Raw genomic sequence first — 17,068 nt, forward strand, 5'->3', positions numbered from 1 at the left:
TACGTCATTTTACTATATCGAGTCTGAATCTGCACCATTAATGATGTATTTGTCAGTTCTTTTAATACAAATATTACCGATGTATTTGAATTACCAAGACATCACTCGAGGATGGCATCGACCAGTTTTTGCACTTGAGTCCGCCATGAATAGAGCCGGCAGCGTTCGTACCCGGCCTCGACGAGTTGTCTCGAATAGGCGGGATTATTCATCACCCGTCGGACGGAAGCGACGATGTCGTTGATATCAAAGGGATCGCAATAATCGGCTGCATCTGCGCAGCGCTCCCGAATCGCGGGGATGCTGGACCCGATCACGGGGCAGCCGAAATGCATGGCTTCGAGTGGCGGCAGCGGAGACGCTTCGTAAAAGGACGGAAAGAGCAGACAGGCTGCATTCGCGTAGAGACGGCCAAGCTCGGCAAGATCCTCGACCTGCCCCCTGAGATGGACGAGCCCGGCCACGTCGCAGGGAATCTCTACGCCCCCCGGCGCAAGATACCTTCCGCGCGAACCGACCAGGATTGTCGCGACATTATCCTCGCGCGCCAAGCGGATCGCGGCCCGCAACACGCCATCCCAATTCTTGCGCTGCGAAAACGACCCCACATAGAGGACATAGCCCGCCTGATCGCGCGAAACCTCGGGACTGTCGATGGCGGCCACAGAGACGTCAGGCGTCGCACCGTGGGACCGCGCGCCGGCCACGACCAGGCCGCCATCGTCGCGCCAGCCGCCATTCTGGGCAACCTTGATATTCTTTGCCGAGCTCGGCGCGATCGTCGCGAGCATCGCCTTTTCGGTTTCCGAAACGGTCATGATCGGCGCCGCCCGACGAAGCAGGATTGGCAGCATCAGGCCATGAACCAGCCGGTACCGCCACGTATAAGCCTCCGGGTACAGGCGATACGACAGGTCGTGCAGCATCAACACGACGCGCCGCCGGGTAAACAGCGTTACGACCGGGGCCGTGTTGCCGAGGCACAGCAGCCGCGCACCGCGCAGGCTCAACGGCAACAGCACCTGCTCCCAGACATGGCCCGTCGCACCACCGACACGGTCCACCTGCGTCACACGCAAGTCGAGATCCGACACATCGGCACGCGGCTCGCACACCAGCCGCAGCCTCAGTGCAACTTTACCTTCCGAAACAAGATGATCGAGCTCCCGCGTCACTTCACGGGCAACGCGCTGTACTCCGGTTGTCGGCTGGGTCAGAAACCTGCCATTAATTACAATTTGCGCGACTGAATTGTCCATGGGATTCAGCTATATTTCGGGATAGAGCATGGTCTATACGTCATATTGTTCCAATATTTATTTACCACTCTGCAGCATAGCATTGCCATCTAATGCATAGATACTCTAGATGATGATTGCCGATCTCGGGAGGTTTCATCGAATGCTCGCGATACATGTAGCGATCGCGACAGTCGGGCGACCGGCGCTCGTCGCATCGACGGTCGCGCGTCTCGCGCGTCAGACACGGCAGGCCGACGGCGTGCTCGTTGTGTCGGTGTCTCCGACCGACGTCGACGGGGTCGATGCGATCCTCACCCCCGCGGATCGCATTTGCCGAACGCGGGCTATGTCGACAACGCAACCGCGCGCTCGACCTGCTCCGGCACGACGCCGATATCATCGTCTTCTTCGACGACGACTTCATCCCCGCGGATGATTATCTCGAATCCGTCGAACGGCTGTTCATGGCGCATCCCGACGTCGTCGGCATCACGGGCGACCTCGTTGCGGACGGGATCGGCGGTCCAGGCTACACCGTCGACGAGGCCGAGATGCTGATCGCGCGTGACGCCGCGTCGCTGCCCGCGCGGATCAAGACGCGGGAGGCGTTATACGGATGCAATATGGCGATCCGGATGCGCGCCGCGGTGGATCTGCGGTTCGACGAGGCGCTCCCGCTTTATGGGTGGCAGGAGGATATCGACTATACCTATCAACTCGGTCGCCGCGGCCGCCTGATCTCGACAGGGCAAGTCACGGGCGTGCACATGGGGGCAAAGGGCGGACGCACATCGGGGCGCAAACTCGGCTATTCGCAGGTCGCGAATATCGTCTATCTCAGGCGAAAGGGCACGATGCAGCCGGGCCTGGGCGGCCTTTTGTTACGCAAGAACATCGCCGCCAACCTGATCCGGAGCTTTCGTCCGGAACCGCTGATCGATCGGCGCGGGCGGCTGATCGGCAATGCGCTGGCGTTGATCGACGTCATCCGTGGCCGCGTCGATCCGCGCCGCATCGAGCAGATGTGACCGACTTGCGCGCTGTCTACTTCAACGGCAAATTCTACGCCGGCGCTCTGAACGGCGTTCACCGCGTTGCCGACCGGCTGATCCGCGAAGTCGATACGCTGCTGTGGGAAATGCCGATCGATACGCGGCCTGAGGCGGTCCTGTTCATACCCGAGAAGCGGCGATGGCAGCCCACGCTCCGCGCGATCACGGTGGCGGAACAGCCAGGTGCGCTCGGCCAGCGCTGGGAGCAGCGCGTCCTGCCGCGTCTGGCCCGGGGCGGCGTGCTCGTGAACCTCGCCAATCTCGCCCCCTCTCGCATCCCGACAAGATCCTGTTGCTGCACGATGCCCAGTTCCTGTTTCCCGACAGCTCCTATCCATGGCGTCAGCGGTTCGGCTATCGGCTACTCGTGCCGCGGATGGCGCGATCGAGTGCGATCGTCCTGACGGTGTCCGACTATTCGCGTCAGATGCTCGACCTGCTCGGCGTGTCGGCCCGGGCCCGCACGCGACGGATGCACAATGGCGGCGACCATATCCACGACATCGCCGCGTCGAGCGATGCGCTGTCGAAGCTCGGCATCCAGCCCCTGCGCTACGTCCTGCTCTTCGGCAGCGCAAAGGCCTACAAGAACAACCGTGTCGTGTTCGACGCGCTGGCGACCGACGTCCGCGGCCTGCGCCTCGTCGTCATAGGCCCCGATCGGCAGGCGCTGCATGCCGCAGGTCTCCCCCGCCCCCGGCACGGTGTTTGCCGGCGCGTGCGACGATGCGGCGCTGCGTGCATTCTATGAAGGGGCGTATGCGCTGCTGTTCCCGTCGCGGACCGAGGGGTTCGGCCTGCCCCCGGTCGAGGCGATGCTGTGCGGCTGTCCTGCGATCGTGACGCCCGCGGGCGCGCTTCCGGAGGTGTGTCGCGATGCGGTCCTCTATGCCGATGTCGACGATCCCGCGAGCTGGCGAGAGGCGCTCTCCCGTCTCGCCGATCCCGAGCTGCGCGCGGAAAAGATCGCTGCCGGCCGCGCGCTCGCGGCACGGTATCGTTGGCGGGCGGCGGGCGAGCAGCTGCTTGCAGCCATTCTCGAGCGGGCATCCGTGCCCGGCGACGAGGACGCCAACCCCGCCCCCGTAGAGGTTGAGACAATCGCATGAGCAAGGGCCGTCAGGGTGCCATCGCGACGCTGATCGCGATGACGTCGCGTGCCAGCAGCCAGATCGTCCTGATCGGGGTGACGCTGGTCGCGACCCGCTATCTGAACCCGGCCGATTTCGGGGTCTTCGCGCTGGCCACCGCGTTCGTGACGCTGGCGCGAACGCTGCTGTATGCCGGGCCGTTCGAATATCTCATGAAGGCGCCCGATCTCGAAAAGTCCGCGCTCGAATGTCTCGTCGCCAATGCGCTACTCGCTGCCGCGTCGACGATCGTGCTGGCGTGCATCGCATTTCTGTCGCCGCTGATCTTCCGATCGCCCGCGGTAGAACCCGTGCTGCTGATGCTCGCGCCGTCCATCCTCATTGCAGCCGTCGCCAGCTGGGAAGAGTCGCAGCTCCTGCGACAGGGCAACATCCGCACATATTATGCCATCACGACCGGCGTCGAACTGGTCAGTTCCGGGCTGGCGGTCGTCATGCTCGTCAGGGGATATGGCCTGATCGCGCTGATCGTGCAGAACTACGTCCGCGCCGTGCTGCTGACGATCGGCTACTGGTGCATGCTGACCCTGCCAAGGCTCCGGCGTGTCGACCCGCATCATCTGGCGACGGTCGTACGGTGGTCGATCAGCCGCTATGGCTCGGTCATCCTGTCCTTCACCAACAATTACAGCGGCGACCTGATCCTCGGCGCCATTCTTTCGCCGGCCTCGACGGGCGTGTACCGGGCAGGCAGCCGGATCGTCGGGGCAGCGTCGGACATATTCGCGCAGCCGGCAGCGATCATGTCGATGGCCGGCCTGTCGCGCCGATATGCCGCGGGCAACCCCGCGGATGGCCAGTGGCTGACCATGCTGTCGGGTATCGCGCTGTTCGGCTGGCCCGCACTCGCCGGCATGGCGATCGTCGCGAACCGGCTCGCTCCGATCGCGCTTGGCGAACAATGGACCGCTGCGGGCCCGGTGATCTCGATCCTGTGCATGGCGCGAATGGGGGGATTCTTCACGATCTTCGCCGGTACCTCGCTGTTCGTCTATGATCGTCAACGACTTGTGCTGATCATCCAGATCGTGACCGCGATCGCCAGTGCAGGCCTGACATTACTGTTCGCTCCCCTTATGGGCGTTATCGGCGCCGCAACCGCCGCCGCCTGCTCGTCCGTCGTGTCGGGAGGGGGCTGGTGTATTTCGCAGCGAGGCAGGGTGGTTTCGGATCGCGCCAGCTGCGAACCGCCGCGGCGGTCATGGTGATACCGCTGTGCGCGACGGTCATCGCTGCGGTCATGGGTGACATGATCGCCGCACATGTCGCCAGCGACGCGATCGCGCAGCTCGTCATCGTCATCACCCTCGGCGCCGGAGGCTGGGCGATGAGCATCGCCCTGTTGCGCCGCCAGGTCCTGAATGCATTGCATTCGCTGAGCCATGCCCCGGCCGAAACCAATACCGCGACCAACACCGAATCCGGCGTCACGACCGGTGCACCCGCGATGATAGGCGAGCCCGCCATACGGTCGTCACCCGCGTAAGATGTCCGGCGTTACCGCCAGACAATCCGGATCCGCTGCCGCCCCCGCGGAATCTGGACGATATTGTAGAGCTGGTTTGCCAAGGCCTTGGCCCAGAGCAGTCGATGCTTCCGGCGGCGATGCGACGGCCGTTCACCGATCGAACTCCGCAGCGTCGTTACCCCATGCTTGAAATTGTCCTGGATAAATGGCGCGGGTTGCAGTTGCCCGATCTTCAGGCCGTTCGTCTCCGGCGAACATAGCGCATAGTCGCAGGGCATCATCGAGCTTTCGAGGCGCTCGATCAACTCGATCGCGGTCGATCGCTTCACCAGATACGCCGCGGTTCCGAGATTGAACGACAAGAGATCATGTAACCGCCGCTCACCGGGAAGCCGACGATAGGCCCGCGAGACGAACGTCCGCATCGGCGTCGCCTCGAGCTTGATAAAATCGAACGCCGGCAGATGCTCTGCGGCTAGGTCGTCGAGCAATTTACGGGCGTCCAGCGCGATATGCACGTCGTCCTCGATGATGAGCGCATGTGGCTCGTCACTCTCGACGAACAGCCGAAGCGCACGGACATGGCTGAGCAGGCAGCCGACTTCACCCGGGGACAGGTCATGCGGCGCGAGGTCGTTGGGCGACAAGTCCTTCAGCGCGATGGCCCCTGCGTGATCCGTGGCCGCGCGGTGGCGCGCGAGCTCTTCGGCGCCGAGCGTGCTGCCCAGTACCGCGGGCACGCGGGTCAGGACGAGCCCCGCTGCGCTCGCCTGCGCCTCGACCCAGGCGCGCCGATCCACGTCACGGTCGAGGTTGATGCAATAGCATTTCATGACGACCTCATTCCAATCCGCAACCCGAATGGTCCGGGGCACCGCGGTTCCGCACGCGCGCCGCTCTTGAGGATCCGCATGCGAAGACTGGACGCGCGACACGATGCGACCATGCCGCGGCGCCGTGCGCGATCGTGTCGCCGCCTGCCCCTTCCACTGGACTGGGGTCCGCACCGATCTCGGACGGGCCATCGCCAGTCATGACGCCGCCGCAGAATACATGGATCGCCGCTCGGCCGCCAAACCGACTTTGGTCCGAGGCGTCCCAGACACCATAGCGGACCAGAAAAAACTGGAGGACGCGAGTGGCGGCATGCCTACCGAAACGAAGCGGACCAGCGCCCGCGGCAGCGGCTGGCGCGCTCGGATCCGTCGAACGAGTGCCGGCACAGAGCACGGGCGGCGATAACGGCGACGCCCCCGACGGCGGCGCGTGTAGCAGCCGCGACCACGACGGCCCGGCTCCACGCGCCCGCGCGAACGACGCGACGGTGTTCCGATGCTCGCTCAGCACGCGTGCGCTACCCGACGGACGGGCCGCATCACCAGCATGCCGCGATCGCATCGCGGATTCCGCGATCGAACCGCTCGGGTGCGAAACGCTCGGCATGCGCCATCGCCGCGTCGGGATCGAATTCGGGCAGAAACCGCTCCATCGCCTCGACACCTTCGATCAGCGACTCGACGGTCTGCTCCGCGAAGAACAGCCCCGACACGCCAGCGCGCACCGTCGACAGCGCGCCGCCCCGCGCATAGGCGAGCACCGGCCGTCCCGACGCCATCACCTCGACGGGCACGATCCCGAAATCCTCCTCCGGCGTGAAAATCAACGCGCGCGACGTCGCATAGGCCTGTTTGAGGTCCGCAAAGCTCATCCGCGGCACGATCCGGATCGTCGGCCCTGCCCGCTTGCGCAGTGCGTCCGCCATCTCGCCCGTGCCCACCATCAGCAGCGGCAGGCCAAGCGCGTTGAACGCATCGACCGCGAGATCTGCCCGCTTGTACGGCGTCATCTGACCGACCCACAGATAATGCGGCTCGATCACGTCCGCCTTGTGGAACAGGCTGGTCGCGACGGGAGGATAGACGATGGTCGATGGCCGCCGCCATGCGCGCTCGATCCGCTTTGCAATGAACTCCGAATTCGCGACGAACGTGTCGACGCGCGCCGCCGATGCCGTGTCCCATGTCCGCAACCGGTGGAACAGCCACGGCATCGCCAGCCGATTGACCAGTCCGGCGGCATCGCGATAGTCGTGATAATGGTCCCACAGGTACCGCATCGGCGAATGGACGTAGCAAAGGTGCAGCGCATCCGGCGCGGCGATCACGCCCTTTGCCGGCCCGGATTCGCTGCTGATGACAAGGTCGTACCCGCGCAGGTCGAACTCCTCGAGCGCCATCGGCATCAACGGCAGATATTTCTGATAATGCCGCCGCGCGCCCGGCAGCTTCTGGATGAAGCTGGTCTTTACCGGACGGGCCCGGATGATGTCGGATACCGCCAAGGGATCGTAGACGTGCGTGAAGATATCCGCGTCGGGAAACAGATGCAGCAGGCGCTCGACCACCCGCTCGCCACCCCGCATCGTCACCAGCCAGTAATGGATGATCGCAACGCGTAGCGGACCGGCGCCGCGGCGCGCTGACGCGATCGGTGGCGGGATCATCGAATGTTCGATAACCCCGCCCCCGTCCCGCCCCCGTCCCCCGTCCCGGGCACGCGCCACGCGCCACGCGCCACGCGTCATGCATAATAATTCTTGTACGCCGGGTAATAGAAGGTCTCGTCGCCATAGCCGAAGCGCGCCTGCTTCCGCATGTCGACACGCGTCAGCACGACACCGGCGAGCGCGACGTGGCTGGCGGGCAGCATGCGAAATGCGGCACGGATCGCGTGATCCGGGGTCTTGCGCCAGCGGACCACGAACACCGTCGTGTCCGCCTTGCCGAGCACCAGACGCGCGTCGGCAATCGGCAACACCGGCGCGGTATCGATCACGATCACGTCGTACAGCGAACGCAGATCGTCGAGCAGCCGGTCCATCTGCTCGCCCGTCACCAGTTCGGCATCGAGATCGCCCCGCGTCGAGACCGGCAGGACGGCCATCGACGTCGATTCGTCGACGATGATCGCCTGTTCGAGCGTCGCCTCGCCGCGCAGGACCTCCGTCAGGCCGGGCGCATCGTGCTCCCGGCGCAGGAAACGGCTGACCCCATGCTGCCGCAGATCGCAGTCGACGAGCACGACGCGCTCCCCCGCCATCGCCATCGAACGGCCAAGGCAGATCGCCGTGGTCGTCTTGCCTTCCTGGGGCAGCGCAGAGGCGACCGCGATGACCCGCGCCGGCCCCGCCTGCGCGAACTGCAGCGACGCACGCAGCGACCGGAACGATTCGGCGAACGCGGACCGCGGGTCGTTCAGGATCGCCATCACCGGCGGCTGCTTGCCGCGGCGCATGACCGATCCGAGCAACGGGATCGAGCCGAGATAGCGGACGCCGAGACGCTGCTCGATGTCGTCACCCGTGGTGATTCCGGCGAACCCCATCTCGGTGACAAACGCGACCGCGATCCCGAGGCCGATCCCAAGCACGATCCCGAGGATCAGGTTGAGAAGCACGTTCGGGCTGCTCGCCCGCGTCGGAGTAAGCGCCGGGGTAAGCACGCTCGCATCGGCTTGCTCGGTCCCCTCGCGTGCACTCAGCTCCTTGTACCGGTTGAGATAACTCTCGTAGAGCGCCTCCGATGTCGCCGCACGCTTCTCGAGGTCGTTCAGACCGGGAAGCGCCTCGTTGCGGACCGCAAGCCCGCCCTGCGCCGATCCGAGCGACGACCGAAGCGAGGACAGACGCTGCGCGGATACCCGGCGCTTTGCATCGAGGTTCGAGATGATCCGCCCGATCTCGGCCTGGATCTGCCCGTTGACCTCGGCAAGCTGGCTGCGCGCCTGCCGGACTTCGGGGTGCGCCGATCCATATCGCGTCGTCAGTTCGGCGAGACGCTTCGCGGTGGCGCTCTGCGTGCCGCGCATGTTGCTGATGACGGGGGACCCCAAGGCTTCGCCGATATCCCCACCCGTCGAGCCGCCGCGAAGCTGCGTGCGTGCCGTCGCCAGCCGCGCCTCGTCCTCCGCGGACTGCGCCTGCGCCGACGCCACCGCCTGGTTGTAGCTCGAAATTTCCTGCTCGTTGAGCGACGCGGTGGTCGATGTCAGCAGGCCATTGCTATTGCGATAGCGCTGGACCGCATTCGTCGCGGCCTGCGCATCAGCCTGAACCTCGCGCAGGCGCCCCGAGAGGAATCTCAGATTGCGCTCGTTGGCGGCGCGGTGTTCGCGCAGCGCGCCCTGCGTATACTCGATCGCATAGGCGTTCGCGATGTCTGCGGCTTCGCGTGGATCCTCACTTTCGGCTACGATATCGAGCGCATAGGTCTCGCCGACGCGTCGGCCCGTCACGTTGCCGAGCAGGTACCGAAGCGCGGAAGCTCGCGCCACCGCCGGCTCGATCGGCCCGCCCGCACCGGGGGTCAACCAGCCGCGGAGGCCGGTTGCCGGTTCGCGGCGCGTGAACTGCCGCCGATGATCCAGGCCAAGGCGATCGACGACCTTCATCGCCATCGTCTGCGATCCGATCACCGAGATCTGCGTATCGACATACGCGTCGCTCGGCACGGTCGAGGGGAGCGAGCGATCGGTCTGTCCCACCGGGGTGATCTGGTCCTGCTTGACGTCGAGCGCGATCGAGGCGGTCGCGGTATATCGCGGCACCTGCAAGGTCGTCAGCACCAGCGCGGTGACGATCACCGCGACCAGCACGGTCAGGAAGATCCCGACCCGACGACGAAAGATCGCCGCGAGCGCACGCAGATCGATCCGATCCGTCTGCGACCGCGGTGGGGTCGGTGCGACATAAGGCATGATCGCGCCTCCATTGTCGTCCCCCTGAAAGCTTTTGATCAGCGCAACCACGTGTCACCCCCTTCTTGATGTTCGGCATGCCTGCGGCCATCGCGGCGTTCGTCGTGCGTGCCGGGCGTCACAATTGGATCGCCACGCCGGCATTGAGCTGATGTCGATCATAGGATCGCCCCGTGATCGAAGCCCCTCCGGGGCGTTGACGCGAATATGCCTCGGACAGCGTGATCGACAGATTGCGGTTCAGCGCGTAGCGGGCCGAGACGCCGCCATTCAGGCGGTTGTCGCTACGATCGATGCCGCGATAGCCGACGTCGAAATATCCGACATCGGCGTGCAGGATCAGATTGCGCAGCAGTTCATGATCGACGCCGACGCGCACCTCGCTCTGAATGACGCCGGCCACGCCGATCGTCGGCCCGCGTTGCAGCGAACGATTGGCCTGCAGCGTCACCGTCGAGAGCGTTGTCGGGGTCCAGACGAGCGAACCGCGATAATTGAACCCGCCGACATCGCTGAACACCGCGTTGCCGAACTTCTGCGAGATGTACCCGATGCCGACCTGCCCGACGAGCAGCGAGGTCAGCTCGACCGCAACGCCGCCGAGAAGCTGATAGCCGTGCGAGTCGCGATCGATCGTTCGCGACGATTCGGGGTAGCTGGCCTTGTTGTACGATATGCTCACATAGGGCGCGACGCTCGCCGAGACGTGGTAGCCGATCCGGCCGTCCAGACCGACGGACCGGAAGTCGCGAAACGACAGGTCGGCGATCTGGTTGGCGACGCGGGTCCTGCCGTACCGGAAGACGCTGTAATTGCCGCCGACCTGAAGTCCGACCGCGCCGAGCTGCTGCTGCAGGCTCGCATAGGAGGTGATCACCCGATAGCCGATCGGCGCGCCACCGATAAAGGTGTCGCCCTCCGTCCCGCGTGGCTCGATCCGTTGCGCTATCGTCCCACGGAGCGTGACCTGCGTCTGGCTGCCGATGTCGAGCAGCCCGTCGGCCTGTGCGCCATATTGCGTGCTGTTTGCGATCGTCCGCTCGGCATAACGCTGGATGTTGGCGTCGGCGACGATCGACAGGCGATGTCGTCCCCATTGCGATCGCGCGGCCATCCGCGGCGCCAGCGTTACGAACGCATCCGCCACCTCAATGCGCGAACTTGCATAGATATTGGTGTCATACCCCGTGTTGATCGTCGTCGTCGGGAATAGCGTGAAGCCGCCGACATCGATGCCGATCGCCTCGTATCCGGACGCGACGCGCGCGGCGACTGACGCCTGTCGCGATCCAAGCCCCGTCTGCGACGGCACAGCCTGCGCGAACGCGAGTGCTGGCAACCCTGCAAAGGCAACCGCACATGCCTTCAATATGACAGGGACAGTGATCGACCCACCCCGTTGCGATACCAGCATCACATTCAAAGTCTAACCCCCGCACCCCTGCCTTTCGTGGCCTTAACCATCGATCCGTGCAAGCAGTCATTTGCAGTTGATCAAGACAACATGAGCGAAGCTACGCTATTGATTGGCATATTGTACGAAATATTAAGTGCTGTCCAAATCAGTCACAACACTGTTATCTTGATTGCGTGGCAGTATCGTGGGAGCCTTCGGCGATGGACAAATGGTCGGTTGATTTTTCATCCGCACTGTACAACCGGACGGGTAAGTTTTTCATAGGACGCGATATTATTTGCGATCAGGCACTCGCCATCGAGAAAATATATTATTGGCGCCTGCCCCGGAGCCGCCACCCGACCGGCGTGATGGCCAGGTGCCTTGGCCGCGCGATCACCGTCGACCAGGCTTTGCAGGCGTCGCCGCTATCCACACTCATCCCGGCGTTTCGCCCCAGCGAACGCATGCTGCACCTCGACCCGTTCACGGTCCTTCATGCCAGGCTGGAACGCCGCGACGCCGTGCTGTGTCATGATCTCGGCCCGATCACGCATCCCGACCTGTTCGGGGGCGAGGTCGCCGCGCTCTACGCGCACGCTTATGCCCGAATCGCCGCGCGGGGCTGCCGGATGGTGTTCGTCAGCAACGCATCCGCCGATGCCTTCGCACGCCATTACGACGCGCCGGCCGATGGACGCGTCATCTACCCGCCGCTGCGGCGCGATCTCGATACGGTGCAGGGTTCGCCCGTCCGCGAGATCGATACCCCCTTCCTGCTCACCGTCGGCAGCATCGGGCGACGCAAGAATCAGGCATCGTCGATCGCCGCCTATGCGAAGTCCGGGCTCTGGGCGCAGGGTATAGGCTATGTCCTCTGCGGCGCCCGCGAACCCGGTAGCGACGCGGTCGACGACGCCGCCCGGGCGACACCGGGAGTCACCCTGCTGCCCTATGTGACCGATGCGCAGCTCGCCTGGCTGTACGATACCGCGTCGGGGTTCGTGCTTATGAGCCTGCTCGAAGGTTTTGGCGTTCCGGTCGCCGAGGCGATCGCGCGGGGTCTCGTGCCACTCGTCTCGGCTGGCGGTGTCCTGTGCGAAGTCGCCGGCGACGGCGCGCTCGTCGCGGACCCGCACGATATCGAACAGATCTCGGCCCAGATGATCGCGCTGGCATCGCTGACGCCCCCCGAACGCGAGACCCGGCAAAACCGGCTGCGCGCATCGCTGGACCGGTTCACCCCCGCAAGATTTCGCAACGACTGGCAGACCATGATGAGTGAAACCGCATGATCGATCGACAGAGATGGGTGGGCGATGGCTTTGCCGAGCTCGATGACCGCATCGACTATTTCATCAAGTTCGCGCCGACGCAGAATTTCGGCGACTATCTACCCGAGCTGTTCTGCAAGGAATTGCTCGCCTACCCGCGGATCGACGCGGACATGTTCCGCCTCGTCGGCAGCGTCATCGACGAACGCTGGGTCCGGCGCGACCTGACGCGCACCAACGGCCATGTCGCGGGGCTGATCGCCTATTGGTGCTGCGGCGCGCGCAGTGCTGCCGGCCTGACGCAGCAGACACGCGCGCATTGTCGGTTCTTCGGCATTCGCGGACCGCTGTCGCGCGATGCGCTCGACCTGCCCGCGGATACGGTCATGGGCGATCCAGGGCTGCTCGCGCCGCTCCTCCACCGCCCGACGCCGCATCCTCGAACATCGGGCAAGACGATCTGCATTCCGCATATCCAGGACGGCCGGTCGCGCGATGCGTTGCTCGCTTTGTCAGGGGCCGATTGCCTCGTGCATCCGGAAATCGCGGCGTCGGAGACGGCGTTGCGCGATCTGCTCGATCAGATCGCCTCCGCCGATTTCGTCCTTAGCGCCTCGCTGCACGGCGCGATCGTGGCCGCCGCCTATGGCCGCCCCTTCTGCTTCTGGGACAATGGCCATCTCGATGTCCCGTTCAAATGGTCCGACTTCGCGCGCTCGATCGGCATCGATGCGGTCTTCGCCGCGAACATGACGGACGCACGATCGATCTGGGCGACGATCGCGCCGCATATCGTGATTCCGCCACTCGCCCCCATCCTCGAGGTCGCACCCTTCACGCCGCAGCCGCACGCCCTGCTGCGCGCGCTGGCGCATGACAGCCACGACGCCACGCTCGCCGCGGCCGCAGACACGGTTGCGCTCGCCGCCGCCCGGCGCAGGTCCGAAACCTGCGCCGATCAACACGAATCGTCGGACCTGCGCCGTGCACGTAAGACATTGTCCTATGATCTACAAAGACGCGTCGGTGCCAGACTGCGATCCGCCAAGAAGCGAATCTTTCGATAATAACGAGTTAGCAACCCAACAGTATGTACTACACTTAGATCCGTACAAATATTTGCCGTATTTGCTATCTGCGTCGATAGATACTGGAACGCCGCCAGCATCTTCAATAGATATCGCCATCAAGGGGATTTCATATGCGCACTACGATATCGGTTATGATGACGATTGCGATGGCGACAGCAGCGATGACGGGATGCACAGTCAACCCGCCGCCGTTATCGCAGGCGCAGCTGGGGACGATCGACCAACCCTATGTGCTCGATGCAAACGACAAGCTCAGGATCACGGTCTACAACGAACCGAACCTCACGGGCGAATATACCGTGACCGGGTCCGGCGCGATCGCCTTTCCGCTCGTCGGGCTCGTTCCCGTCAGAAACCTGACGCTGGAAGCGGCATCAGCGGCGCTTCAGGCGCGACTCGGGAGGGATCTCGTCAATGATCCCAAGGTCAGTATCGAGGTCCTGAACTACCGCCCCTATTATATCCTCGGTGAAGTGGTACGACCCGGACAATATCCCTTCATGAACGGCATGACCGTACAACAGGCGGTCGCCACGGCCGGGGGTTTTACTACCCGGGCCAACACGACAATACTATTCATACGACGGTCCCGCGCTGCCGAGGAAGGTTCGGTCAATGGCCGTGGCAGCGCCGTCCCGGTTTTACCCGGCGATACGATTCGCGTTGGTGAGCGATATTTCTGATCCGGAAGTACGCGATGACCCATATGGTAGGGTTAATCGTTTTTTAGGGCGCGATGTCTATGCACTGCGCATATGTCTCGTCTCCACCCGCTGCGTTTCATTACGCCACGCCATATCCAGCGTGCCGCCCAGCTCCTGATCGCGCCGATCATGATTGGGATCGCGCTGGTCTATGCGCAGGGTTCGGCCGACATGATCCGTGCGGCCGCGGGCAGTTACCTGCTGGCGATCACGCTGCTTCTGGCGTTTCCCAATATCCGAAGTGGCGATCTTGCGATGACCGCGGTGCTGTTCCTGACCGGCGCGGAATTCGGGTCCGCACTCCAGGGAACGCCGGTCGACTTCGCGCGGTGGCTGGTCACGATGGGTACGCTCGGGACGGTGGTCGTGCCGCTCAAGGCGCAGCGGTTCCGCGCTCTCGCGCTGCATGATGGCTGGAGCCCGATCGCAGGCGCGGGGCGCCGGCGTCCGCGCGCAACCGGCCCGATCATAACCGACCCTCGACCGTCACCGATGAGGGTCGAGATGCTGTTGCTGCCGCATCGGACGGATGCCCCGCTGGGCGCCGCACTGCAGCCAATCGGTGGCCATAGATAAGCAGCAGGCGATCGATCCACGCATCGGTCGACAGCGCGATCCGTCCGCCAAGTCCGACCGCCGCCTCGCTCATCCGCCGCGCGCGTCGATCATCCTCGGCGATCAGCCGGATCGCGGAGGCAAATGCGCAAGTGTCGCGCGGCTCCACCCCCAGCCCCGCTCCCGCCGCCTCGATATCGGCGGTCAGGAACGCGGTGTCCGCTGCGATCACGGGCAATCCACTTCCGAGCGCTTCGGCCGCGACCAGGCCGTAGGGCTCCGGATAGCGGCTCGGCATGACCAGCAGGCGCGCCTGCCGCGCATGCTGCGCGATCGCGTCGGGCGGCTGGTGGCCCATGATCATGATCTCGGGATAGTCGCGTTCGAGCGCGGCGCGAAGGACACCGTCGCCGATCAGCCGAAGCGGGACGCCCGCCGCCCTGCAGGCCGCCGCCGCGAGGTCCGGCCCCTTGGTTTCCTCGAGCCTCCCGACGAACAGCACCTCGCGGTTCCGCTCCACCGGGATGCGCTCGCGCGTCCATGGCGCGGCCGGGTTGGGCAATGTCTCGATCGCGCTCCCGGGAATGCCGGCGCGCATCAGGAATGGCCGCATCGTCTCGTGGATCGCCAGGATTGGGGGCGAATGGTGCCGGTCATAGACCTGGTTGAGAATCGCCTGGCGACCGACCCGCCACAATTTCTGCGCATAGCTGCGCCGGTCGCATCGTGCGGTGATGCAACCGACCGACATCGGCACGTGCGGACAGACGCGCCCGGACCGCAGGAATGCAAAGCTCCCATTCGGGCAGGCGAGGAAAAAGTCGTGCGCCGACAAAACCACGCGGTCGATCACCGGGCTGAGCGCGGCAAACAGCGCAGGAGACAGGATCTGCGACCAGCCATGGACATGATAGATCGCTCCGGGCGTGTCGTTCGCGGCGATCCACGTCGCGACATGATCCCTGGCGGCCCGGTTATACAGCCCCGTCGACAGCGCGCCGAGCGTCGATCGGGAGAGAAGTCGTCCGTGCCCGAGCGCCGCGATCTCCACCCCCAGCGCGCGGAGCCCGGCATTGTCGCCCGCGTCACCCGTCAGGTAAGTGACCGCATGCCCCCGTGCGCGAAAATGCCGCGCAGACAGCAGCGCGAGCGCAGTCGCACCGCCCTTCGCCGCGGAAATGTCGTTGATGACGACGATCCGGTCGATCGTCATCGTGCAGCATCGACGAGCAGCGCCGCCAGACGTTCGACGTCCGCGCGGCCACGTGAGATGAGCGTGACCCGCATCACGGGATCGAGCGGTTCGTCTCTGGCATGATCCGCCAACGCGACGATGCGCGCCGCGGGGACGATCGCGGGGGTCAAGATATAGTCGCTCCGCTCGGTCAGCGCGAAGAAGCTGTCGAGCTTGACGTCCCATGCCAGTCCGACCGGCGGGATGCCGAGCGCATAGGCGGCGATGCACGCGTGCATGCGGTGTGCGACGACCAGCGCGCACCCCCGATGAAGCGCACCAGATCTCCCGGGGTCGCGAAGTCCTCGGCCCGGCGCACGCGCCCGTTGCCGCGATCGACGAGCGCCGGCGCGATCGTGTCGAGAAACGCACGATCCTCAGGGCTGCCGTTGGTGAACAGCACCACCTCGCGTCCGCTGTTCGCCAGTGCCGATATGGCGTCGGCATACCAGCCGGCCAGATCACTGCCGATCACCGAGGCTTCGCCGTGATAGCGCAGCAATAGCGGATCGGTGATGCAGAACCCGACGGGCTTCACGCAATCGCTCGCCGTGCAGTCGCCATAGCGCGACGCTGCGAGCAGACCCGGATCGCAGGCCAGCCCCGCCGGCTGGATCGACCGGCCTGCGAGCAGGTCGTTCCACACGGCCTGCGATCGCGTATCGCGCACCGTCACGTCGATCAGCCTCGCCCGCGAGAACGCGCGCGCGAACAGCCGCGTGCCGGTACGCGTCCAGTTCCGCGTGACGCCGACACCGAATACCGCCACCGGCAGCCCGCGCCGCGTCGCTTCGGCAAGCGCCGCCTCGATCTTGATCGGGAAATTGAGATCCGAATCGGCGAGGAGATTGCCGCCGCCAAGCACGACCGTGTCGACGCCCGCCAGGCTGTCGGCATAGAATTTGCGAAGCCGTGTCCGCACGAGCGTCTTCAGCACGACGTACATCATCGGCTGACGCACCCAGTCGGGCATCCCCTCGAGCGTCTTGAGGACCGTGCCGCGAAGCCCGCTCCCGCTGCTGAAGCCGGTTCGCCCGGCGAGATCGATCGACTCGACGACGATCGGCCCGCCCGCGCCAGCAACCCGGCCCAATGCCGACGCAAGCGCGCCTTCGAGGCATTCGGACAACAGGCCATCCCCCAGATT

16 protein-coding genes and 1 pseudogene are annotated in these 17,068 nt (G+C 64.7%); 9 read left to right on the top strand and 8 right to left on the bottom strand.

Annotated elements, in window-relative coordinates; translation table 11 throughout:
- Positions 1-101: 101 nt before the first annotated feature.
- Positions 102-1,259, bottom strand: coding sequence for a glycosyltransferase family 4 protein (locus tag QP165_RS05855; protein WP_333994387.1), 1,158 nt, complete (start codon positions 1,257-1,259; stop codon positions 102-104).
- 284 nt (positions 1,260-1,543) lie between these two features.
- On the opposite strand from QP165_RS05855, the gene QP165_RS05860 reads away from it, so the two are divergent.
- The 5 genes from QP165_RS05860 (at position 1,544) to QP165_RS05880 (ending at position 4,930) form a co-directional block, all read left to right on the top strand.
- Positions 1,544-2,269, top strand: a complete 726-nt coding sequence (locus tag QP165_RS05860; RefSeq protein WP_333994390.1) for a glycosyltransferase family 2 protein — start codon at positions 1,544-1,546, stop codon at positions 2,267-2,269.
- Positions 2,270-2,585: 316 nt separating this feature from the next.
- Positions 2,586-3,044 carry a hypothetical protein gene (locus tag QP165_RS05865; protein WP_333994393.1) on the top strand — a complete coding sequence of 153 codons (459 nt, stop codon included), beginning with the start codon at positions 2,586-2,588 and terminating at the stop codon, positions 3,042-3,044.
- Positions 2,968-3,402: a glycosyltransferase gene (locus QP165_RS05870; protein ID WP_333994395.1), complete on the top strand. Its 435-nt coding sequence runs from the start codon at positions 2,968-2,970 to the stop codon at positions 3,400-3,402. Before QP165_RS05865 ends, QP165_RS05870 begins: the two co-directional genes overlap by 77 nt.
- Positions 3,399-4,652: an oligosaccharide flippase family protein gene (locus QP165_RS05875; protein ID WP_333994397.1), complete on the top strand. Its 1,254-nt coding sequence runs from the start codon at positions 3,399-3,401 to the stop codon at positions 4,650-4,652. The genes QP165_RS05870 and QP165_RS05875 overlap by 4 nt, the downstream gene beginning before the upstream one ends.
- 32 nt (positions 4,653-4,684) lie before the next feature.
- A complete protein-coding gene (locus QP165_RS05880; protein WP_333994398.1) occupies positions 4,685-4,930 on the top strand; it encodes a hypothetical protein in 246 nt (81 codons plus the stop codon).
- 11 nt (positions 4,931-4,941) lie between these two features.
- Here QP165_RS05880 and QP165_RS05885 read toward each other — a convergent pair whose 3' ends face one another.
- The 4 genes from QP165_RS05885 to QP165_RS05900 form a co-directional block, all read right to left on the bottom strand.
- Positions 4,942-5,745, bottom strand: coding sequence for a glycosyltransferase family 25 protein (locus QP165_RS05885; protein ID WP_333994400.1), 804 nt, complete (start codon positions 5,743-5,745; stop codon positions 4,942-4,944).
- Between the two features lie 542 nt (positions 5,746-6,287).
- The gene (locus QP165_RS05890) at positions 6,288-7,415 is read right to left on the bottom strand and encodes a glycosyltransferase (RefSeq protein WP_333994403.1); all 1,128 of its coding nucleotides are present in this window, start codon (positions 7,413-7,415) and stop codon (positions 6,288-6,290) included.
- Between the two features lie 77 nt (positions 7,416-7,492).
- Positions 7,493-9,718 (bottom strand): GumC family protein, encoded by a 2,226-nt coding sequence (locus QP165_RS05895; RefSeq protein ID WP_333994405.1) that lies wholly within the window; start codon positions 9,716-9,718, stop codon positions 7,493-7,495.
- A gap of 67 nt (positions 9,719-9,785) precedes the next feature.
- Positions 9,786-11,036, bottom strand: a complete 1,251-nt coding sequence (locus QP165_RS05900; protein ID WP_333994407.1) for an outer membrane beta-barrel protein — start codon at positions 11,034-11,036, stop codon at positions 9,786-9,788.
- Between the two features lie 398 nt (positions 11,037-11,434).
- On the opposite strand from QP165_RS05900, the gene QP165_RS05905 reads away from it, so the two are divergent.
- The 4 genes from QP165_RS05905 to QP165_RS05920 all read left to right on the top strand — a co-directional run bounded on the left by QP165_RS05905 (position 11,435) and on the right by QP165_RS05920 (position 14,708).
- Positions 11,435-12,358 (top strand): glycosyltransferase, encoded by a 924-nt coding sequence (locus QP165_RS05905; RefSeq protein ID WP_333994408.1) that lies wholly within the window; start codon positions 11,435-11,437, stop codon positions 12,356-12,358.
- Positions 12,355-13,404: a polysaccharide pyruvyl transferase family protein gene (locus QP165_RS05910; protein ID WP_333994409.1), complete on the top strand. Its 1,050-nt coding sequence runs from the start codon at positions 12,355-12,357 to the stop codon at positions 13,402-13,404. The genes QP165_RS05905 and QP165_RS05910 overlap by 4 nt, the downstream gene beginning before the upstream one ends.
- Before the next feature lie 155 nt (positions 13,405-13,559).
- Positions 13,560-14,111 (top strand): polysaccharide biosynthesis/export family protein, encoded by a 552-nt coding sequence (locus tag QP165_RS05915; protein WP_333994411.1) that lies wholly within the window; start codon positions 13,560-13,562, stop codon positions 14,109-14,111.
- 72 nt (positions 14,112-14,183) lie between these two features.
- Positions 14,184-14,708, top strand: a complete 525-nt coding sequence (locus QP165_RS05920; protein WP_333994413.1) for a hypothetical protein — start codon at positions 14,184-14,186, stop codon at positions 14,706-14,708.
- On the opposite strand, the gene QP165_RS05925 is transcribed toward QP165_RS05920, so the two are convergent.
- The 3 genes and pseudogenes from QP165_RS05925 to QP165_RS05935 form a co-directional block, all read right to left on the bottom strand.
- Positions 14,599-15,900, bottom strand: coding sequence for a glycosyltransferase family 4 protein (locus QP165_RS05925; protein ID WP_333994416.1), 1,302 nt, complete (start codon positions 15,898-15,900; stop codon positions 14,599-14,601). The two genes, QP165_RS05920 and QP165_RS05925, sit on opposite strands and share 110 nt — an antisense overlap.
- The gene (locus QP165_RS05930; protein ID WP_333994418.1) at positions 15,897-16,160 is read right to left on the bottom strand and encodes a hypothetical protein; all 264 of its coding nucleotides are present in this window, start codon (positions 16,158-16,160) and stop codon (positions 15,897-15,899) included. The genes QP165_RS05925 and QP165_RS05930 overlap by 4 nt, the downstream gene beginning before the upstream one ends.
- Positions 16,161-16,894: pseudogene (locus QP165_RS05935) on the bottom strand (polysaccharide pyruvyl transferase family protein); the annotation flags it as partial.
- Between the last annotated feature and the right edge of the window lie 174 nt (positions 16,895-17,068).

Origin of the sequence: Sphingomonas sp. 22R3R2A-7, from assembly GCF_036856055.1 — a bacterium.
GTDB lineage: Bacteria > Pseudomonadota > Alphaproteobacteria > Sphingomonadales > Sphingomonadaceae > Sphingomonas.